Here is a 20,117-nt window from a genome sequence, read left to right as displayed (position 1 = left end):
AATTAAATGTTCACACAAAATTATAGTCATGGTAGATTTCCACAACATACAAATAGACTCAGCAGAAATAGAGGATTTTCTGAGGTCAAGTATGAGTTTGCGAGACTTATGCCATCAGATTTTGGGACAAAAAATTATTCAAAAAGCTGCCGCCTCCAGAAATATCACTGTCAATCCAGAAGACATTCAAAATGAGGCAGAAAAGACTCGTCGTGAAAAGCGATTGGAGAAAGTCTCTGATACATTGGCTTGGTTGCAGATGAATATGCTTACCCCAGATGAGTGGGAAATAGCCCTAAAAAATCGCCTATTAGCTGATAAATTACTTCATGACTTGTTTGATAAACAAGTAGAATCTTATTTTGCCAGCAATCGCTTAGATTTTGAGCAATATGTTATTTATCAGATTGTTGTTCCCTATCAAAAACTTGCACAAGAACTCTTCTATCAAATTGAGGAAGAAGAAATCAGTTTCTATGAAGCAGCCCATCTCTATGATATCGATCAAGAACGTAGAGATAGGTGTGGCTATTTGGGTAAAATGTACCGTAGAAATTTTCAGCCGGAAGTTGCTGCCGCTATATTGAGAGACCCTTTACCAATCAGACAAGTTGTGGGTCCAATCCAAACAGAACAAGGTTTTAATTTATTTAAAATTGAAGAATATATTCAAGCAGAATTAACCCCTGAGATCTTTCAAGAATTAGTTCTGCGGTTTTTTCAACAGTGGTTGGATAATGAGATTAACTACGTAATTCATAGTCAAGATAAGAGAATCTCGGTAACACCAGAAAATTAAAGATCAAGCTGTTGCTGAGCAAGATGATAGTAAAGTCCTTGCTGAGCTATCAGCTGTTCATGAGTCCCTTTTTCTACCAAATTGCCTTTATCTAAGACTATGATGCAGTCGGCGTTACGTACTGTCGAAAGTCTATGGGCAATTACAAAAGTAGTCCGTTCCCGAGAAAGGCGAGTGAGGTTTTCTTGAAATCTACGTTCTGACTCCGTATCAAGAGAACTAGTTGCTTCGTCTAAAATCAACACAGCCGGCTCCCCTAATAAAGCTCTCGCGATCGCAATGCGTTGTCGCTGACCACCAGAAAGATTAGAGCCTCGCTCCCCAACTTTAGTTTTATAGCCGAGGGGCATTGCTTGAATGAAAGGATGAGCCTCAGCCAGCTGAGCTGTTTCAATAACTTGTTCTAGGGTAAATCCAGGTCGGTGCAGGGTAATATTTTCGGCGATAGTTCCTGAAAACAAGAAACAATCTTGAGGCACAACTCCTAGTTGAGAGCGCAAAGACTGGAGAGATAGATGCTGAAGCTGATGACCATCGACTAATAGTTGACCACTACTGGGATAGTACAAACCCTGAAGCAACTTAACTAAAGTACTTTTGCCAGAACCACTCCGCCCCACAATGGCAATAGTTTGCCCTCTCTTGACTTTAAGAGAAATATTTTGGATAGCATTGTGTTCTTGTTCAGTATCATAACGAAAAGTAACATTGTCCAACTCAAAATTTCCCTGCAAACGTGGTAGCACTAATGCCGAGCTTTGGGATGGCTCCTCAGATTTTTGATCAAAAACATCATTGAGCCTCTCTACAGAAATCAAAACCTCCTGAAGTTCGTCCCACAAGCCGACTAAGGTAGTCACAGGAGAGATTACATGACCCATCATCATATTAAAGGCAACAAACTGTCCAATGGTCAGTTGATTTTGAATTATCAAGTTCGCACCATACCAAAGGATGACCAGACTACCGATAGAATTAATCAGACCACTCAGGAACCCCAGGTTAATTGCTAATTTTTGTCCCTTAAATCGAACATTTAGTTGATGAGTTAAATTATCTTCCCAGCGCCAGCGAAGATCTTGCTCGGCAGCTACAGTTTTAACCGTAGAAATCCCCGTCATCATTTCCACTAACGAGGAGTTTTGATCGGCTTCAGCGTTAAAGCGCTCTCGGGATATTTTGCGCAACAAAGGAGTTGCGACCAAGGTCAAAATCACAATTGGGGGAATAATTGCCAATATTATTACAGTAAGCTGCCAATTGTAATAAAGCATCAGACATAGATAAACAAACCCAGAAACTAAATCGAGCCAAGATAACAACACTTGCCCAATTAAAAATCTCTGAATCTTTTGGTTTTCCTGAACTCGCGTAATGATATCCCCAACACGACGTGATTCAAAAAACTTGAGAGGCAGGGTCAGAGCATGTTTGATGAAACCGCTGATCATTGTCAAATCTAAGCGATTGGCTAAATAACTTAGCAAATATTCACGCACTGATGATAGAACTATTTTTCCAATTCCAAACATCAAAGCACCAATCACAAAGATATTTAGAGTAGACTGGCTTCTGTTCACTACTACCTGATCAAGAATGATTTGAGTAAATAGGGGCAAAACCAGTCCGAAAATCTGAATCAAGAATGAAGCGAGAATGATTTGCAAGCCTAGAGAACGGTACGAGACTAGTAAATTGAAAAATCTTCCCAGAGAACGCTTCTCTTCGGGCATTTCAGATAACCGTTCTGTTGGATCTAACAACAAACCATAGCCTGTCCAGGACGCGAGAAATTCCTGACGGGACAATTGATATTTACCCTTGTCTGGATCGGCAATGAAAACCTGATCGCCTTTGATCCAATAAACAACAATGTAATGATTACCTTCCCAATGGGCAATCCAGGGATTCTTTTGATCGACTAATCTGCTTAAACTTGCCCTCACTGGTCTAGCTTGATAACCCAAACTCTCTGCGCCTTTGGCTAAACCTTTAAGAGAGGCCCCCGAACGATCTACACCAATCAATTCTCGCAGAGAATTAATCCCGAATCGCTTACCCCAATATTGACTAATCATTGCCAGGCAAGCGACCCCACAGTCAGAAGAACTTTGTTGTTGGATAAAAGGATAGCTTTGCCATAACTGGAATTTACGCTTTAATGGCTTGGGAAAATCAACCTCTTGCTCGACGTACCCTGATGAGTTTGGCAGCGAAACTTGAGAAGGGTAGGGCGGACTAACCTTCATCGGATGAGAGTTGATCGCATCAGGCTGTGGAGAGAAAGTTGAACTAGTATCTAGTAGGTTGCTATTACTTTCTCCAGTCTGTGGGGATTGAATACTCGCTCCCAAGAGATTAGCCAGAACAGGTGAGATTGCCCTGGCAACTTCCCAATTGGCTTGCGGTAGATAATAGGTCAATAATTCAGTTTTAGAAACCCAACCAATGGTTGTCGGCTCTGGATAACCCCAAGCTAAACCCGGCTCGCAAGCTTGATTTTGAATCTCACCTTGGCGCAGCCAAAAGCGACCTGCTTGAGGATTTACTTGGGCTAAATATTCTCCCGGAGCAATGGTCTTTTCTGCTAAATGTCCACAGAACTGCTGTAATTTATGGGTCGGTAAATTACAGAACAAGCTTAAGCTTTTGAAAAACAATAAACATTGCCGATGTTTAGCATCTACACTCCAGCTTTGTTCCAGTTCGGGAAACTTCTCTAGCCAAGGTTTAAGTTTATTTAGAGAAACTTTGGCAATTGTAACCTTACTTGCTGCGATCGCCTGATAAGATAAGCTAGCTCGACAATAATAGGAGTCCCCGCCAAAAGTCTCGCCATTCTTCAACAACTGAATCGATACTGGCTTCTGTCGAGAAGGACTAAAACTTAGAAGACGCACTTTTCCCTGGCAGACTAGATATAAAAACAGGGAACTTAAATCCTCTTGATTTTGCGAGGCAGATAAATCCCAGGGGCTACTAATGAGATCTCCTAATTGAAAGTCAACAATTTGAAATATCTGGCTTAATTCAGATATAATCTCATTTTGTCCTGAAGCTATTTTGATTTGTTCTCTTAGCCATGGTATTACTGACGGCTGCTCTTGGGCGATCGGTAATGATGACCCCCCTGATGAATTTGAATGACTCACTCCACATCACTCCATAAAAAAATAAGTTACATATCCTAATCAGACCAAGATTGTGGCCATAACCATCCCCAGCCATTACTACCTGTCACCTTAGCTGAGCAATCTTTAAGCTCCTCTAAGTAACTAAGATCCCTGAGCTGACTAGACGAGTTTCTATTGGACTGAGATTTCCTAGAATTTGTGTTTGCTACTTTAGAAGTATTAGCAACCCCTTGAGATTTTCTATTAACGCGATTATCTTTGAGCAATCGATTATAGGTTCGGTAAGGAATATAGTGCAAAGGATTATATCCAGCAAAGTTCAGAATTAAGACACAAGCCCAAGAATATTTACCTGAGATTATAGCCTCAACAATCTCATTAAACTGTTCAGTAGTCATGGCTCGGTTAAGCTTTGAATCAGAGAAAGCTGATAAATTACGCTCCATTATTATTCACCTAATTAAACATTATTTTAAATTGACAAAAATTCTATAAATCAATCCCATCTTTTTGGATTTTCTTGATGGGGTCTAAGAAAATATCTAAGACACGACGACGACGCATAACGATATTAGCCGTGGCGGTTTGACCAGGCTTAAAGTAGATTAACTTGGAATCTTTTACAATATGGTCTTCCTCTAGTTCCACTTCCACTCGATAGACTGAGCCCAATTGTTCATCGGACTCGGCATCGGCAGAGATCGAGACTACCTTACCGGGGATTGTGCCAAAATCCTGATAGGAATAGGCATCTAGCTTTACTTGAACTGGCATTCCTATTTCGATAAAGCCTGATTCTTGGTTAGGCATGAGCGCGGAGAGGAGTAATGGAGAGTCCGGGGGGGAAATTTCGGCTATCGTCTCACCAGGGTTAAATACTTTGCCCGAATTTTTAACGTTTAAGGATAAAACAACACCATCGATTGGAGATCTCAAAGACTTTTGCTGAAGCTTCGCTTGGGCACTAGCCAATAGATTCTGTGTTTCAGAAATTTTAGTTTCTATTTGGGTTATTTCTAGTTGTAGTTGCTGGATTTTTTGTTCAGCTTCTAGCTTCATCCGGCTTCTTTCTGCTTGTTTTTGTGTTAGGTCAGCCTCAAGTTGTTCAACCTCTTTGAGGGCGGAAACCAATTCTCCCTGGTTTTGAGTCCTTTGTTCGGTGAGATCTCGCAATGACTGTTGAGCTTGAAAGAGTTGTTCACTAACATTAGTAATTTCTTGTACTTTGTTTTCTATTAGTTGCAACTGAGTCTGGCGCTGAGCTTGTTCGGCTTGAAAAACAAACTCTTTGGACACTCCTCCCTGGGCTTCCAATTCTTTAAGTCTTGCTAATCGTTCTTGATGAGCTTCTAGTTCTAGTTCAACTTGCTCAAAACGTTCTTGTGATATTTTTGGTACCGAGGTTAGAAGTTGTTGTCTTGTCCGATAAGCCTCCATCTCCAATTCTTGTTGGGCAAGCAGTTGGCGAAGTACTTCACCTTTTTTCTGAGCTGAAGTAATTGCTAAGCGTTGTCCTAAAGTCTCAGATGCGGAAATTCTTGTATGGGTTTGAACTTCTAAGTAAACTCTCTCAAGCAGAGCTTGCTTTTGATTCAATTCGATTTTGGAGGCAGCAAGTATTTGTTCAAGTCTTTCAACTTCTTTGACCGCAAATGTGGTATCCAGCTCAGCCAATAATTGTCCGGCTGCGACTTCTTCTCCCTCTTCAACAGCTATGTGACTTATCTTCCCTAATTCAACGGATTCAACCTTATAAGTTTCTCCTTTTGGTACCAGTTTTCCTTGAGCTTTTCCTACTTCTTCGACTGCTCCAAACCAAGTCCAAGCAACAAAGATTAGAAAAAAAGCCATTCCTCCGAGAATCATTTGCCTTGGTAGCATTGCTGGAGGTTGGTCCAATAGATTTTGCAAGGACGATGACCAATCTGAATCAGTGGTGATGATGTTGGAAGAGCTCTGAGGATTTAAACCAGACTGACGATCATCATAGTTGACTATTGCAACCATTTTTCCGGGATCTTGTTTGACCCCTCTCAATAAAAAATTACTGGGCATCTTTGTCTTCCAATTAAAAAGTTTTAAAACAGTTCACTGAGAACCAAGGTATTTATGAGCCAACTACACTTGAAGTTTAAGTCAACATTAAGTATGGGCAACACAAAACGACCCATATCCAGAAATCACTGGATGCAAGTACCGACGCTTCAAGAGCTGGTTATCAAAGAAAAATTATGAAAAGAAGTTTTATATTATTTGGGGTTTTTCAGCTTTTTTGTTAAAAAATACTCACGAATTCCCAATGGAGAGTTCAAAAACAAACTTCTTTAGAAGGCGTGCTTTTCCGACTTATATTATAGGCTGGTTAGGGCATTTTGTAAGAAATCTTATTAATACCCTCAAAAAGCTACCTTTTATAGGGTATTCGATAAATGACAGAAATCTTGGCATATTTTCATATAAGCACTAACTCTCCGAAAAAATATACTATGACGAGTCCCACAAACGCATGTTTAAGGGATCATTTCCCCTATCGTCAATGCTACGACCACGCCTCTGTGAATACACTGAAATGCTATCTCAAAAATATACCTATGGGATGGTATTGTTAAAGTAATTTAACAATGCACTTTTATGAAATACATAAAAACACATGAGCTTTCCATGAAATACGTTAGAAATAACATTTAAGGCTTTATGGAATTTGTGGCTCAAGCGCTAGTGCCGCTGCGCGGAAGTAATAAGTAATAAGTAATGAGTAATAAGTCTTGATACATCAGCTTTTTGCTCCTCGTTGATAGATAGCTTATTTACGCCTACGTCCACTAGTGACTAGAATACCGCTACTTTGCATGAATGTTGTATTTACGCCCACGTCTCCTAGCTGCCCCAATTTTCAATCGACTGTCAAATAAACAGGTGACAGATTTTTTTGTGCCAGCAGTTCTTGAGAATAAGGACATTGATCTTCACAATCGGGATTATGGACAAAATCGATTGATTCTTCTAGCCAGATGTCTAAATTATGCAACAAGTGATGTAAATCTTCTCTGGTTTGTTGATGTTGCTGAGTATTATAAGTAAAAACATGGCTTTCAGGTTTAGTAGGTAGTTTGACAAACCAATAGGTCATAGAAATCTCTTCTGGCAAGTATTGTGAAGTCTCAACCAGGGTATAGAGATACAATCGGGTTTGCCAATTTTGAGCTAATTTATCCTTTCTTTGAGGCTTAAGATAAGTTTTCCAATCAATGATTTGTGCTTGATGAGCATCGGCAACTAATAAATCATAAATTACTGTTAATAAATAATTACTAAAATTGATAGTACGAGAATGTTCTGCTTCTCGCCATTGATGAGCAGTCTGATCTAAGATATGCGGTGCGGCTTGTAATAAGGCTTGAAAAGATTGAGCCAATTCCTGGTCTTTCGCTAACAAAGAATCAATCGGTAAACCTAATTCTCGCTGTTGCATCAGTAAATGAAACCGACTGCCCCAAGTTTGCTTGTCTTCTGTTTCAGGATTGGGTAAAGAGCTTAGTTGATTTAAATAAATTTGTTGGAATTTGGGAGGACAGGTTTCTAAAAGATTAAGTTGTCCTTGGGATAGGCGAATTAGATTTTTATTGGTTTCTCTCATCGCGATCGCGTAGTGCCAGGCTTTGCCTGACTGCGGATTTGCTTTTCATAATTTAATTATAGATCTCGGCATGATTTTACTTGAAAAACTGGCTTTTCCTACCAAATTTTGGTTACATCTAAATTGAAGCCAGCTAATAAGGAATCACCGTTTACTGTTACAGGATTATCTAAACATTGCACATCCTGATTTGGACAATAAATATACACTTGACGATTTTTGCGGTCAATTAACCAACCCAAAGATGCACCATTATCAAGATATTCACTCATTTTATCCTGCAACGTCTTTAAATTATCGCTGGGGGAACGAATTTCCACCACAAAATCTGGACAAATAGGTGCGAATTTAGCCTTTTGGCTATCAGACAAAGCATTCCATTTTGTTAATTTGAGCCAACTCGCATCGGGGCTTCTTGTAGAACCATTAGGTAGAATAAAGCCCGCAGAAGAATCAAATTCTATTCCTGTTGCATCTTTGTCGCTCCAATTGGACAATTGTTGCATTAGTTTAGCGTTACGGTTTCCTGTTTCTGAACCTGCTGGCGACATAATGATGAGCTCTCCTGAGGAGCTACGTTCAATACGAAGATGAGAATTGAGCTGACAAAAATCAAATAAACTATCTTCACTCAGGGAAACCACAGGAGACAGTTGCAACACTATAGAACTGTTTATTTCCTTAGTAGTACTCACTGCCATAGTTTTAATGCTGTCTTAAGAGTCTTTTGGGTCTCAATTATAACAAAACCACGGTCAGCAAAGCTGGAACTGGGTGGTTAACAAATCCTCCAAGAGCATCTCTCTGGGCACTTCTCAAGACAATGAGATAGTATTGCACAAAACCCACGGACAAATGTTAGCTGTTAGCTATTAACTGAAAAAGGGCTTGCATTCATTAAGAAACATGTCACCAGTTAACATTTAAAACGCCTTACAAGCTTTTGTGCTAAAATTTCTGAGTGTTTTTTCCTAAATAAAGAAAAACTAACGCTCTAAGCCATTTTCGGAGAGATTACATGACTAGCAGCTATGATGCAGATCAAATTCAGGTACTAGAAGGTCTAGAAGCAGTAAGAAAACGACCAGGGATGTACATCGGGTCAACAGGCCCCAGAGGACTGCATCATCTAGTATATGAGGTGGTGGATAATTCTATCGATGAAGCCTTAGCTGGCCATTGTACTCATATAGAAATAGATATTACCTCAGAAGGTGCAATCAAAGTTACTGATGATGGGAGAGGTATCCCAGTTGGGATTCACTCTAAAACAGGGAAGTCCGCATTAGAGACAGTAATGACTGTGTTGCATGCTGGGGGTAAATTTGGTGGCAGTGGTAGCGGGTACAAAGTTTCCGGAGGCTTGCATGGTGTTGGGGTCTCGGTGGTAAATGCCTTGTCAGAATGGGTGGAAGTGACCGTATGGCGAGACGGGGATATTCATTTGCAACGCTACGAAAAGGGCAAAGCCCAGGGCGTACTCCAGAGTTCGCCTAATGCAGATAACCCCACACAAACAGGAACTTCAGTCCATTTTTTCCCTGATGCGACTATTTTTACGGATACAATTGAATTTGAATATAACGTTCTCGCCGGTAGGCTGAAAGAATTAGCATACCTAAATGCAGGTGTCAAAATCACCTTTACCGACAATCGTGAGGCCGAACCCCGTCAGGAACTATATTGTTATGAGGGCGGCATTAAAGAATATGTGGCCTACATGACCAGGGAAAAGCAAGCATTACACGAAGATATTCTCTACGTTGCCGAAGAGAAAAACGGCGTCACAGTGGAAGTTGCTTTGCAATGGTGTATTGATGCCTATAGTGATAACTTATTGGGTTTTGCGAACAATATCCGCACAATTGATGGTGGTACCCATTTAGAAGGATTAAAAACCGTCCTTACCCGTACCATGAACAATTTTGCCCGCAAGCGAAATAAACTAAAAGACAGTGATAAAAATCTTGGGGGCGAAAATATTAGAGAAGGCTTGACCGCAGTGATTTCGGTTAAAGTACCTGAACCCGAATTTGAAGGACAGACTAAAACCAAGTTGGGCAATACTGAGGTCAGAGGAATTGTGGATTCTCTAGTCGGGGAAGTTCTCAAAGATTATCTAGAGTTTAATCTTGGTGTTGGGGATGCGATTATTGAGAAAGCTGTTCAAGCATTTAAAGCAGCAGAAGCGGCCAGACATGCTAGGGAATTGGTTCGCCGTAAGTCGGTTTTAGAATCTACTACGCTACCTGGCAAATTAGCAGATTGTAGTTCTCGCGATCCTGCTGAGTCAGAGATCTACCTAGTGGAAGGCGATTCTGCCGGGGGAAGTGCGAAACAAGGAAGAGATAGACAATTCCAGGCTATCTTACCCCTAAGAGGTAAAATTCTTAATATCGAGAAGACTGATGACGCCAAGATTTACAAGAACAATGAAATCCAATCCATGATTACAGCTTTAGGGTTGGGTATCAAAGGGGAAGAGTTCAATCCAGAGCAATTACGCTATCATCGAATAGTTATCATGACCGATGCCGATGTTGATGGGGCTCATATACGTACTTTATTACTGACGTTTTTCTATCGCTATCAACGGGAAATGGTGGATCAAGGATATGTTTATATTGCCTGTCCCCCCCTGTATAAATTAGAAAGAGGGCGCAATCATTACTATTGTTATAGCGATCGCGATTTACAGCAGAAAATAGCTGAACTCCCCGCCAATGCCAACTATACAATCCAGCGATTCAAAGGGTTAGGGGAAATGATGCCCCAACAATTATGGGATACGACGATGAATCCTGAAACTCGAATGATGAAACGGGTAGAAATTGAAGATGCGGCCGAGGCCGATCGCATTTTTACTGTTTTGATGGGCGATCGCGTGGCCCCGAGAAGAGAATTTATCGAAACCAATGCGCCCAAGCTCAATCTTATGGACTTAGATATTTAGTTGATATTGGTCTCCTCATACTCCATCTCTTAAGAGAATCTTTGACAACCAAAATGTTGTTAATGTATTCTACAATGTACTTAAACAATGTTTTTGTTGTTTAAGTCGAAAACCCAGAATGCATAAGCCTTGAAAGCAGCAGCTGAGGAATAGATTGTAGATAATTCTAAACTTAGATTTCACGAAACGAGAGACACTTTATGAGCGAGACCATCTTATCCGTAAGCAACCTAACAGCCAATATAGACGGAACTCCTATTCTCAAAGGAGTCAACCTAGAAATCAAAGCGGGGGAAGTTCACGCCATCATGGGCCGCAATGGTTCTGGAAAAAGTACTCTCTCTAAGATAATAGCAGGACATCCTGACTATGAAGTCACAGGCGGAGATATTGTTTTTCAAGGCAAAAGTATTTTAGAGCAAGAACCCAATGAAAGAGCATTAGAAGGGATCTTCCTGGCCTTTCAATATCCTTTGGCAATTCCTGGCGTCAGCAACTTAGATTTTCTACGAGTTGCTTATAATGCCAAGCGGAAACACCAAGGTTTAGAGGAGATGGATGCCTTTGACTTTGAAGATTTGGTCGAAGAGAAATTAGAAATAGTCAAGATGAAATCTAGTTTCCTCGAAAGAAGTCTCAATGAAGGTTTTTCTGGTGGAGAGAAAAAGCGCAATGAAATTTTGCAGATGGCAGTTCTTGATCCAGTTCTGACTATTTTGGACGAAATAGATTCTGGGTTGGATATTGATGCACTCAGAATTGTTTCTGAAGGAGTTAACCAAATCAAAACTCCAGAAAAAGGATATTTGGTGATTACTCACTATCAACGTCTGCTTGATTATATTGAACCTGACTTTGTTCACGTAATGCAAGATGGCAAGATTGTGACCAGTGGCGGCAAGGAGTTGGCGTTGGAGTTGGAATCTCGTGGTTACGAGTTTTTAGAAGAACCAGTAAGCATTTAGCATTGACCATTAAGCATTAAGTAAGCATTAAACATTTAACTGCATAGGAACCGATTCCACATCAATCATGACCCAGACTACCACCACACCATCAATAAATCGCGATCGCTTTTTGAATAATATTTTAGAAAATCGTCCTCCAGTGCCAGTTGAGCAACTTGACCCAGAAACAGGAGAATGGCTGCAAACGATTCGAGAACAGTCTGCATCTTGGGTATCAAAGTTAACTTTGCCGACAACCAAAGACGAAGAATGGCGTTTTACCGATATATCTTCTCTTCTAGATCGTGAATTTGTTGCCCCAAAATCTTTTACTACTGACAAGAACATTACTATTCCTGAAGCGGAAGATACTCGCTTAGTATTTGTTAATGGCAGTTATGCCGCCGAATTATCAAATATTTCTGGATTGCCTCAAGGTATCTATGTCGGAAGCCTAACCAATTTGCCTGAAAATTTTTGTCAGTATTTTCGTCCGTTTTTAGGCACCTTACCAGGAAAAGAAGAAGTTTTTACTTCCCTCAATACGGCTAGCATTGCTGATGTGGCAATCATTTGGGCAGCACCAAATACAGTTGTAGAAAAGCCGATTCATCTTGTGTTTGTCTCTGTAGCGGGAGAATCTATCACAATTTCTCAACCTAGAGGTTGGATTGTGGCGGAGAAAAACTGTCAGTTAACAATAGTTGAAGAATATAGTGGCGCATCTAGTTATATTACTAACGCGGTTACCGAAATATGGTTAGGAGAAAACGCCCAAATAAATCATACTCGCCTACAACAAGAATCAGTCACTGCCTATCATATTGGCAAAACCGCAGTTAATCAGAAGCAAGATAGCCGTTACACCCTAACAGAGATTAATGTAGGTGGACAAATCTCTCGCCATAGCCCGGAAATCCATCAAGCTGGAGCCCAAACTGAAACTAATCTCAATGGTTTGACGATCGCAAAAGAAGAGCAAACCTCGGACACTCATAGTGTCATTAATCTCAATCATCCTCACGGGACAACAGATCAACTTCATAAGACTATAGTTAGCGATCGCGCCCATGCAATCTTTAACGGCAAGGTATCTGTCCCCAAACCTGCTCAACTGACCAATGCTTCTCAGTTAAATCGCAATCTTTTGCTCTCTCCCAAAGCGAGAGTAAACACTAAACCAGAATTACAGATCACAGCTGACAATGTTAAATGTTCCCACGGTGCCACTGTCAGTCAGCTAGAAGCAGATGAGGTTTTTTATTTGCGGAGTCGTGGATTGACAGAAAATGATGCCCGTCAATTATTAATAGATGCGTTTGTCAACGAAATAATCGAGAGGGTTCCCATAAAATCAATGCAGCAGAAAATTCAATCATCAATTCTTACCTAGAAAAATGAGCACTTTTACGGGACTCTTCACCCGTCTATAATATTTTTGGCTCTCCACTACCACGGTAAGGCAGTAGTTACTGATAACTAATAAGATTAATATTATCCCGCTTGAGGGGACTGATAACTGAAATGACCATTATCCAAGAAAAAACCCTAGGAGATCAAGTAAGAAAAGACTTCCCTATCTTGCATCAGGAGATTCACGGAAAACCGCTAATTTACTTTGATAGTGCGGCGAGCTCCCAAAAACCCCAGCAAGTATTAGATGCCATCACCAATTACTATCAACAGGATAATGCAAATGTCCACCGTGGAGCTCATAGTTTAAGCAATCGCGCTACCGATGCCTATGAAGGAGCTAGGGACAAAATAGCCAAATTTATTCATGCTAATTGTCGCGAGGAAATTGTTTATACTCGCAATGCCAGCGAAGCAATTAATTTAGTTGCCTATACCTGGGGCTTAACTAATTTAAAACCACATGATGAAATCATTTTGTCTGTAATGGAGCATCATAGTAATATTGTTCCTTGGCAAATTATCGCCCAAAGAACTGGTGCGGTGATTAAATATATTCAGTTGACAGAACAAGAATCTTTAGATTTAGAGCATTATAAATCTCTGTTATCGGAAAAAACCAAACTCGTATCTGTTGTTCATGTATCTAATACTCTCGGGGTAGTGAATCCTGTAGCAGATATTGTTAAACTGGCTCAGCAATATGATGCCAAAGTGCTGATAGATGCCTGTCAAAGTTTGCCCCATATGCCGATAGATGTGCAACAAATCGATTGTGATTGGTTAGTTGCCTCGGGACATAAAATGTGTGCGCCTACTGGAATTGGATTTCTTTATGGGAAAAAAGCAATCCTTGAAGCCATGCCTCCGTTCCTTGGAGGAGGGGAAATGATTGATGAAGTTTATCTTGACCATTCTACCTATGGAGAATTACCTCATAAATTTGAAGCTGGAACTCCCGCGATTGGAGAAGCGATCGCATTAGGTGCAGCGATCGATTATCTGACTAACATAGGTATGGATAAAATTCACGATTACGAAGTAGAATTAACCACCTATTTGTTTAAAAAATTAGCGACAATTCCTAATCTAAGAATTTATGGTGCACCACCAGATCTTAACGGGGAAGGTAGGGCAGCTCTTGCAGCATTTAATATCCCAGGAATTCATGCGAGCGATTTAGCAACTATGCTTGATCATGAAGGGATCGCAATTCGTTCTGGTCATCATTGCACTCAACCACTACATCGTTTGTTGGAGGCTTCTGGCAGCGCCAGAGCCAGTTTATATTTCTATAACACTCGTGATGAGATAGATCGCTTTATTGTCGCTCTCAAGGAAACAATCGATTTCTTCTTCTCTATGATGTGAGGAGAAACCTTCAAAAACAAGATTTGTCACAAATGATACCAATTCAAAGTCAGAATGGGACACTGGGTTTTGTAGGAGGGCTTGACCAACTACCCTTATCAACATAATCTGTTGTGAACACACTTTAATTTAGTATTATTTGTAGCATGAACAAAGGCAAAAACTTTCTGCAGAAAATAAATGAGGATGAAACTTTCCTCGATTTAGTTCACTGGGTAGAAAAGATTGTAGCTAAAGTATTATCTTTAGCTTTAATGTTTATCGTTTTAGTATCTCTTGGCGATTTAATTATTTATCTTATAAAGTATATTTTTAGTGAACAGGCTGCAAGTTTTTTCAGTAAAACATTAATTGAACTTTTCGGTCTGTTCCTCAATATTTTAATTGCCTTAGAACTGCTAGAAAATATCACTGCCTACCTAAGAAAGCATGTTGTTCATGTAGAACTTGTTTTAGTAACCGCATTAATTGCGGTCGCCCGAAAAATTATTATTTTTGACTCGGCAAAAAAAGCTAGTGACGATTTGATTGCATTGGGATTTTCCATTCTCTGTCTTTCTATTAGCTATATTTTGGTGAGACTAACAAGAGAAAAAAAGTAAACAACTGCTTAAATTTAATCATCTTCAGCAAAACGCATAATATCGTCATCTCCCAAATATTCCCCATTCTGCACTTCAATCATCACTAAAGGAATCACCCCAGGATTCTCTACACGATGAGGAGTATTCATCGGTACATAAGTTGACTGATTCTGCATTAATAATGTAGTGTTTCCATTACAAATTACTTTGGCTGTGCCAGAAACCACAATCCAATGTTCACTTCGATGGTAGTGCATCTGGGTGCTAATATGATTGCCTGGATTGACCTCGATTCTATTAATACAGTAATAAGATCCTTTTTCTAAAACTGTAACTTTCCCCCAAGGTGGAGTCCGAGTTGTATCCAATTCTGAGGCTGCTGAGTTACTTGAAAATTTGGAGGAATTTTTAGAATTACTCATACTTAAACTACCAGTGAATAAAAAATGAACAACTATCTAAATTATATTTTATGATGTTTTAAGTCTAATTCAAGTTTTCAATCCCATAACTGCGTCGCTTGATTTTGTTCTTCACTGACAACTAGAGTTTCTTTGTAATTCTTCTCGTTGTTTGATTGATAATTCCTTTTTTGGCTATCGCAGTAATTCAAGAAGTCATTCGTGTCTGTACTATAAGTAATGTAATTATAGGTAATTTTTATTTCTGAACCTATTGTTATAATATCTCCTGACTGCAAACGATGTAGAGATTTCTTGGTTCCATTAATTGATATGCCATTCTGGCTTCTCTGTCTTTTGCCCTTGCCATCAATTATCCAAAAAGAATAATCATATTTATCAGGCGCTATAGAATATTGAAACCAAGCTATTGTGGCATGGTGACGGGACACCAGAGTCCCACTCAATACCAAAGCATTTTGAGGGTGACGTCCGACAGAAAACACAGACTTATTTAAGGCGACTGCTCGCCGAGAGTCCTGGGATTCAACAATCAAGATATGTTTGCCTTTAAGTAAATCAGCTTTATTAAATTTAACTAAAGTCAGTTTAGATTTGTTATCAGCCATATTCCTGAGCTATACTCTCGAGTTAATTTATAATAAAATTTATAGTAAAATAACCATCAAATCCGCCAATAAAAAATACTGATTTCAATGTTATTTGTTAAATGAAATTCTAATAGGCTCAAGTAAGCAGTCAAGATATCGAAACTGATTTTATTGCGATACTTACTCTTCTACATTCAAGTGAAACAAATCATAATTGCTCTGGCATCAGTAGAAATATGGAATAAAATAATCCTTGTGAGATTTAAGTGCTGATTAAATATTACAATCTTCGAGGAAAGTATTAACCCAAACATAAATTTGCATCAGGAGTTTAAGAACTAAGCTATGAGAATGTTACACACAATGTTACGAGTTGGTAACTTAGAAAAATCTCTTCAGTTTTATTGTGATGTTTTGGGAATGAAACTTCTCAGACAAAAAGATTATCCTGGCGGAAAATTCACGTTAGCTTTTGTTGGTTATGGTGAGGAGAAAGACCATACAGTTATTGAACTAACCTATAACTGGGGTGTCGACAGTTACGATATTGGAAGTGCTTATGGACATATCGCCCTAGGAGTTGATGATATTTATAGCACTTGTGAAACGATTAAAAATCTTGGGGGAAAAATAAGCAGAGAACCAGGGCCAATGAAACATGGAACAACGGTGATTGCCTTTGTCGAAGATCCTGACGGCTATAAGGTCGAACTCATTCAACTAAAAGCTTAGTACCTATAGTATCGTAACCACAAATTCAAGAACTAAAAATAAGGATTAAACAGAGGTTGCGCAGCGCCAGCAATTCCCATCAATCAGAATTGCTGACCTTATTGTCTCAAGACGTTAAACCCCACTTCACTTCTCAAAAATCTCATAAAAGTCTCAGGGAAATCTTAACTTTTGCTGGGACTTGTCGGGCAGTTGGTAGATTAACTTAAAGATGCACCACTGCGATCATAGGTTTTGCAGAAACTGCTACTTGGTTTACCTTGAATGGTTGTCCAATATTGGTTGTCAACATCTACCCCAATTTCTGATGCTGTCCGACTAAGTAGAGATTGTTGACGGTTTTTAACATTATGACGATGACGATTGAATAATGCACGAGACTGACTCTGAGCTGACATAAAATTAATCCTCCAAAAATTACCTATTAAATTTAATTTATATTGTTCCGTTTAGATATCACCATTTTATATTTTTTCTGTAACATTCGCTACCAAATTCTGGCTGGTTTCACAAAAAGTAATAATTAATGAGTAATGAGTAATGAGTAAAAAAACCTAACGAATTGGGATTTGGGGTTTTAGGGGTTTGGGGAATAATAATGGCTAGATTTCCCTAGTTCCCTACATCCCCATTTCCCTAAATGAGAAGTATTGGGTTGCAGAGAAGAATTTAGCAAGAACCGAAATTCTTCTCTGCCATGAATGCAACCCACTGCTTCTTGACTAAGCGTATCTATTGATCAATTTTTGTTTTCAATTAACTCTCAGGAGGATAACAAACCCCAACACCGCCTAATCCACAATAGCCGTTAGGGTTTTTCCCTAAATATTGTTGATGATAGTCTTCGGCATAATAGAATTCCGGAGCGTCCAAAATTTCGGTGGAGATTTCCTTATAACCAGCTTTGTTAATTTCTTGCTGATAAACTTCTTTTGACGCGATCGCCTCTTGCTTTTGAGTTTCAGAATAAGTATAAATTCCAGAACGATATTGCGTTCCAGTATCATTACCCTGACGCATTCCTTGAGTCGGGTTATGACTTTCCCAGAAAACTTTTAAAAGATCTTTGTAGCTAATTTTCTCGGGATCGTAAACTACTAGTACGACTTCATTATGACCTGTCATTCCCGAACAAACTTCTCGGTAAGTGGGATTGGGCGTTGAGCCTGCGGCATAACCCACCGCAGTGGTATAAACTCCTTCTTGTTGCCAGAATTTTCTCTCGGCACCCCAGAAGCAACCCAAGCCAAACACCGCCATTTCCATTCCCGCCGGAAAAGGCCCTTTGAGAGGATTCCCATTAATAAAATGCTTTTCTGGAACCCTCATCTGTTGCTCCCTTCCCGGGAGACCCTGCTCTGGGGTAGGGATTGTGAGTTTTTTACCTAAGCCAAATATTGCCATGATTTATATTAAGTTTTGTTTTCTTTATTGTAATGTAACGTAAATGTCGAAAGTTCTGGTTTCTCGGTAGAATCTAAAATCTAACTCCCAACACCAAAAACCTAATAACAATGCCAGCCAAGGTAATTGAAATCCTTTCATCGGAAGAAATTCGTCGTACGCTGACTCGGCTTGCCTCTGAGATAATTGAAAAGTCTGGCGATCTATCCCAAGTTGTTTTAATTGGGATTCATACCAGAGGAGTACCGATCGCCAACCAACTAGCGGAACAAATAAAATTATTGGAAAATTTCCAAATTCCCGTAGGCGCGATCGATGTCACCTTTTATCGTGACGATCTTGACCGAGTTTCGACTCGCACTCCGGCCAAAACCCAAATACCTCTAGATCTAACAGGTAAAACTGTAATCTTGGTAGATGATGTTATTTATAAAGGCCGAACTATTCGTGCGGCACTGAATGCTGTTCTAGAATATGGCAGACCAGAAACTATTCGTTTGTTAGTTCTAGTTGATCGCGGACATCGCGAATTGCCAATTCACCCTGATTTTACGGGCAAGGACTTGCCAACTGCGAAAGAAGAAAAAGTCAAGGTATATCTACAAGATACAGACATCAAGGATTCAGTGGAGTTGATTCGTCCTTAAGAATCAAGGTTTTAGGTATTAGGTGTTAGGTGTTAGGGAAATCCCGAAAAAAATCGAATAAAGTCATAAAATGCCTTCACATGTCAAACATTCTTTGATTTAAATCAAAATATGACTCTTTTTAGCCTAAAACCGAACACCTAAAACCGAACACCTGTCCTAACTAGACCATAAACTGACAAGTCGTGTCAACAAACTGTGCTGGGCAACATTATTTTTTCGAGGGTAGCAACAATTCCCTCTCGACTATTAAAATCATCTAGTCTTTCGGCAAGACGACCATTTTCAAAAAGTAACAAAGTAGGCAAATTTTTTAGACGATAGGCATTCGCCAATCTAAAGTTTTCATCGGCATTAATCATGACGATCTTGATAGGTCTTTTTTGCTTTGTTTGTAGTTGATTGAGCATCGGATTGATCATCCGACATAAACCACACCAAGGAGCGGAAAAATGAACCAAAATAGGTTCAGCAGAGCTCAAAACCTCTTGATTAAAGGTTTTTTCGCTGACGACACGAAAGATGGAATCAGATTTACTAAAGGACATGTTATATATGCTTTGAATTATGCGATATCTTGATCGGGATCAAGGAAAAAAATTTTATATATATTAAAGTTACCACGATACTTTGCTGGTCATAATCATTAACCAGGGATGTCCCCACCAGAGTAGCCACACAAAACCCAAAACCCCGGCATAGGCAGGACGCAAGAATTCTTGTAGTTTCAAGGTTTGTCTACCATCCAAAACCGCGACAAAGGGAATGACTGAAGTTCTTTGTTTGACTGCGGTAAAGGCGGCTCCGTATTTTTGTTGTAACCTGTGATCGCCGTGCCAAACAGCAAAAAGATGATGGGCGATTAATCCCAAAGAAGTGACGATTGTAAAACTGGTGCCTAGCCACAAAGTATGAGCCAAACACCAAATGACTTGTCCTACCATTTGGGGATGACGAGAAATGCGGATAATTCCCGTTTCAAAAAGGTGAACCTGTGGTTTTTGGACTGCGGCAATTTCTAAAAGATTAAACGTAGCAGGATAGAGAAAAATAAAGGAAATTAGCGAGAGAGTCCAGACTAAAGGTTTGATCCCCTGAATACCTTGGACTTGCCATAATTGAAGGCCATCATAACGATGATTGAAGAAATAAATAATTAAAATCGTCGCAAAAGGAATACTAACTAAAGCAAATAAAACGCGATATAACCTAGCGCCAATCTTACTTTCACCCCAAGGGCGGAGAGCTGCTAGTCCACTATGGGCGATCGCAAATCCGATTAATAATCCCAACATAATCCAGTGACTAGATGTCAGCCAGCTTAGTTCTGCCATAGAAGTACACAAATATAATAAATTTACGTAACTTAATATTAAAGGATGAGGGATTAAGGATAAAGGATGAGGAAAATTGATTTTTCTTCTAGCGATCGCTATTTAAGTTTTTTTAACTATTATTTTCTGCTCAAACTTCGCTATCATAAG

General features: G+C 39.6%; 19 protein-coding genes. 8 read left to right on the top strand and 11 right to left on the bottom strand.

Annotated features, from left to right (window positions below):
- Positions 1-91 precede the first annotated feature (91 nt).
- Positions 92-799: a peptidylprolyl isomerase gene (locus XEN7305_RS09070; protein WP_006509102.1), complete on the top strand. Its 708-nt coding sequence runs from the start codon at positions 92-94 to the stop codon at positions 797-799.
- On the opposite strand, the gene XEN7305_RS09065 is transcribed toward XEN7305_RS09070, so the two are convergent.
- The 5 genes from XEN7305_RS09065 to XEN7305_RS09045 form a co-directional block, all read right to left on the bottom strand.
- Entirely contained in the window at positions 796-3,951 is a 3,156-nt protein-coding gene (locus XEN7305_RS09065; protein ID WP_006509101.1) for a peptide cleavage/export ABC transporter, read from the bottom strand. The genes XEN7305_RS09070 and XEN7305_RS09065 overlap by 4 nt on opposite strands.
- A 35-nt stretch (positions 3,952-3,986) precedes the next feature.
- Positions 3,987-4,379, bottom strand: a complete 393-nt coding sequence (locus XEN7305_RS09060) for a HetP family heterocyst commitment protein (RefSeq protein ID WP_006509100.1) — start codon at positions 4,377-4,379, stop codon at positions 3,987-3,989.
- Positions 4,380-4,422: 43 nt separating this feature from the next.
- Positions 4,423-5,988, bottom strand: coding sequence for an HlyD family efflux transporter periplasmic adaptor subunit (locus XEN7305_RS09055; RefSeq protein WP_006509099.1), 1,566 nt, complete (start codon positions 5,986-5,988; stop codon positions 4,423-4,425).
- 838 nt (positions 5,989-6,826) lie between these two features.
- Positions 6,827-7,570 carry a PD-(D/E)XK nuclease family protein gene (locus XEN7305_RS09050; RefSeq protein WP_006509098.1) on the bottom strand — a complete coding sequence of 248 codons (744 nt, stop codon included), beginning with the start codon at positions 7,568-7,570 and terminating at the stop codon, positions 6,827-6,829.
- A gap of 98 nt (positions 7,571-7,668) precedes the next feature.
- Complete coding sequence (locus XEN7305_RS09045; protein ID WP_006509097.1) at positions 7,669-8,271, bottom strand: Uma2 family endonuclease; 603 nt, start codon at positions 8,269-8,271, stop codon at positions 7,669-7,671.
- A 317-nt stretch (positions 8,272-8,588) separates the two neighbouring features.
- Between XEN7305_RS09045 and gyrB the strand changes: the two genes are divergently transcribed.
- The 5 genes from gyrB (at position 8,589) to XEN7305_RS09020 (ending at position 14,856) form a co-directional block, all read left to right on the top strand.
- Entirely contained in the window at positions 8,589-10,523 is a 1,935-nt protein-coding gene (gene gyrB / locus XEN7305_RS09040) for a DNA topoisomerase (ATP-hydrolyzing) subunit B (protein WP_006509096.1), read from the top strand.
- A 200-nt stretch (positions 10,524-10,723) separates the two neighbouring features.
- Positions 10,724-11,488, top strand: coding sequence for a Fe-S cluster assembly ATPase SufC (sufC, locus tag XEN7305_RS09035; RefSeq protein ID WP_006509095.1), 765 nt, complete (start codon positions 10,724-10,726; stop codon positions 11,486-11,488).
- A 67-nt stretch (positions 11,489-11,555) separates the two neighbouring features.
- A complete protein-coding gene (sufD, locus tag XEN7305_RS09030; protein ID WP_006509094.1) occupies positions 11,556-12,863 on the top strand; it encodes a Fe-S cluster assembly protein SufD in 1,308 nt (435 codons plus the stop codon).
- Positions 12,864-12,994: 131 nt separating this feature from the next.
- Entirely contained in the window at positions 12,995-14,254 is a 1,260-nt protein-coding gene (locus XEN7305_RS09025) for a SufS family cysteine desulfurase (protein WP_006509093.1), read from the top strand.
- Positions 14,255-14,400: 146 nt separating this feature from the next.
- Positions 14,401-14,856 carry a phosphate-starvation-inducible PsiE family protein gene (locus tag XEN7305_RS09020; protein ID WP_006509091.1) on the top strand — a complete coding sequence of 152 codons (456 nt, stop codon included), beginning with the start codon at positions 14,401-14,403 and terminating at the stop codon, positions 14,854-14,856.
- A gap of 14 nt (positions 14,857-14,870) precedes the next feature.
- On the opposite strand, the gene XEN7305_RS09015 is transcribed toward XEN7305_RS09020, so the two are convergent.
- Together XEN7305_RS09015 and XEN7305_RS09010 are read right to left on the bottom strand one after the other, a co-directional pair.
- Positions 14,871-15,260 (bottom strand): phosphomannose isomerase type II C-terminal cupin domain, encoded by a 390-nt coding sequence (locus XEN7305_RS09015; protein ID WP_006509090.1) that lies wholly within the window; start codon positions 15,258-15,260, stop codon positions 14,871-14,873.
- Positions 15,261-15,337: 77 nt separating this feature from the next.
- Positions 15,338-15,868 carry an FHA domain-containing protein gene (locus XEN7305_RS09010; RefSeq protein ID WP_006509089.1) on the bottom strand — a complete coding sequence of 177 codons (531 nt, stop codon included), beginning with the start codon at positions 15,866-15,868 and terminating at the stop codon, positions 15,338-15,340.
- A 327-nt stretch (positions 15,869-16,195) separates the two neighbouring features.
- Here XEN7305_RS09010 and gloA point away from each other — a divergent pair, with 327 nt between their 5' ends.
- Positions 16,196-16,582, top strand: coding sequence for a lactoylglutathione lyase (gene gloA, locus XEN7305_RS09005; protein WP_006509088.1), 387 nt, complete (start codon positions 16,196-16,198; stop codon positions 16,580-16,582).
- 200 nt (positions 16,583-16,782) lie between these two features.
- On the opposite strand, the gene XEN7305_RS09000 is transcribed toward gloA, so the two are convergent.
- Together XEN7305_RS09000 and msrA are read right to left on the bottom strand one after the other, a co-directional pair.
- Positions 16,783-16,980, bottom strand: a complete 198-nt coding sequence (locus XEN7305_RS09000) for a hypothetical protein (protein WP_006509087.1) — start codon at positions 16,978-16,980, stop codon at positions 16,783-16,785.
- Between the two features lie 358 nt (positions 16,981-17,338).
- On the bottom strand, positions 17,339-17,986 hold the full coding sequence (gene msrA, locus XEN7305_RS08995; RefSeq protein WP_006509086.1) for a peptide-methionine (S)-S-oxide reductase MsrA: 648 nt from the start codon (positions 17,984-17,986) through the stop codon (positions 17,339-17,341).
- A gap of 110 nt (positions 17,987-18,096) precedes the next feature.
- Between msrA and pyrR the strand changes: the two genes are divergently transcribed.
- Positions 18,097-18,633: a bifunctional pyr operon transcriptional regulator/uracil phosphoribosyltransferase PyrR gene (gene pyrR, locus XEN7305_RS08990; protein ID WP_006509085.1), complete on the top strand. Its 537-nt coding sequence runs from the start codon at positions 18,097-18,099 to the stop codon at positions 18,631-18,633.
- Positions 18,634-18,821: 188 nt separating this feature from the next.
- Here the strand turns inward: pyrR and XEN7305_RS08985 are convergent, their stop codons facing one another.
- Positions 18,822-19,181 carry a co-chaperone YbbN gene (locus XEN7305_RS08985; RefSeq protein WP_006509084.1) on the bottom strand — a complete coding sequence of 120 codons (360 nt, stop codon included), beginning with the start codon at positions 19,179-19,181 and terminating at the stop codon, positions 18,822-18,824.
- A gap of 69 nt (positions 19,182-19,250) precedes the next feature.
- Positions 19,251-19,967 carry an NnrU family protein gene (locus XEN7305_RS08980; RefSeq protein WP_006509083.1) on the bottom strand — a complete coding sequence of 239 codons (717 nt, stop codon included), beginning with the start codon at positions 19,965-19,967 and terminating at the stop codon, positions 19,251-19,253.
- Positions 19,968-20,117: the final 150 nt, after the last annotated feature.

It is taken from the genome of Xenococcus sp. PCC 7305, from assembly GCF_000332055.1.
In the GTDB taxonomy this organism is placed as follows: domain Bacteria; phylum Cyanobacteriota; class Cyanobacteriia; order Cyanobacteriales; family Xenococcaceae; genus Xenococcus.
Note: the sequence above shows the minus strand (reverse complement) of the source record. Positions and strands in the feature narration are given on the sequence as shown.

Excerpts from the sequence above, each read along its gene's own strand:
- XEN7305_RS09025 (WP_006509093.1), top strand. The coding sequence starts at position 12,995 with ATGACCATTATCCAAGAAAAAACCCTAGGAGATCAAGTAAGAAAAGAC.
- XEN7305_RS09060 (WP_006509100.1), bottom strand. The coding sequence starts at position 4,379 with ATGGAGCGTAATTTATCAGCTTTCTCTGATTCAAAGCTTAACCGAGCC.
- XEN7305_RS08985 (WP_006509084.1), bottom strand. The coding sequence starts at position 19,181 with ATGTCCTTTAGTAAATCTGATTCCATCTTTCGTGTCGTCAGCGAAAAA.
- gyrB (WP_006509096.1), top strand. The coding sequence starts at position 8,589 with ATGACTAGCAGCTATGATGCAGATCAAATTCAGGTACTAGAAGGTCTA.
- XEN7305_RS09000 (WP_006509087.1), bottom strand. The coding sequence starts at position 16,980 with ATGTCAGCTCAGAGTCAGTCTCGTGCATTATTCAATCGTCATCGTCAT.
- gloA (WP_006509088.1), top strand. The coding sequence starts at position 16,196 with ATGAGAATGTTACACACAATGTTACGAGTTGGTAACTTAGAAAAATCT.
- XEN7305_RS09070 (WP_006509102.1), top strand. The coding sequence starts at position 92 with ATGAGTTTGCGAGACTTATGCCATCAGATTTTGGGACAAAAAATTATT.
- sufC (WP_006509095.1), top strand. The coding sequence starts at position 10,724 with ATGAGCGAGACCATCTTATCCGTAAGCAACCTAACAGCCAATATAGAC.
- msrA (WP_006509086.1), bottom strand. The coding sequence starts at position 17,986 with ATGGCAATATTTGGCTTAGGTAAAAAACTCACAATCCCTACCCCAGAG.
- sufD (WP_006509094.1), top strand. The coding sequence starts at position 11,556 with ATGACCCAGACTACCACCACACCATCAATAAATCGCGATCGCTTTTTG.
- XEN7305_RS08980 (WP_006509083.1), bottom strand. The coding sequence starts at position 19,967 with ATGGCAGAACTAAGCTGGCTGACATCTAGTCACTGGATTATGTTGGGA.
- XEN7305_RS09020 (WP_006509091.1), top strand. The coding sequence starts at position 14,401 with ATGAACAAAGGCAAAAACTTTCTGCAGAAAATAAATGAGGATGAAACT.
- XEN7305_RS09055 (WP_006509099.1), bottom strand. The coding sequence starts at position 5,988 with ATGCCCAGTAATTTTTTATTGAGAGGGGTCAAACAAGATCCCGGAAAA.
- XEN7305_RS09010 (WP_006509089.1), bottom strand. The coding sequence starts at position 15,868 with ATGGCTGATAACAAATCTAAACTGACTTTAGTTAAATTTAATAAAGCT.
- pyrR (WP_006509085.1), top strand. The coding sequence starts at position 18,097 with ATGCCAGCCAAGGTAATTGAAATCCTTTCATCGGAAGAAATTCGTCGT.
- XEN7305_RS09045 (WP_006509097.1), bottom strand. The coding sequence starts at position 8,271 with ATGGCAGTGAGTACTACTAAGGAAATAAACAGTTCTATAGTGTTGCAA.
- XEN7305_RS09050 (WP_006509098.1), bottom strand. The coding sequence starts at position 7,570 with ATGAGAGAAACCAATAAAAATCTAATTCGCCTATCCCAAGGACAACTT.
- XEN7305_RS09015 (WP_006509090.1), bottom strand. The coding sequence starts at position 15,260 with ATGAGTAATTCTAAAAATTCCTCCAAATTTTCAAGTAACTCAGCAGCC.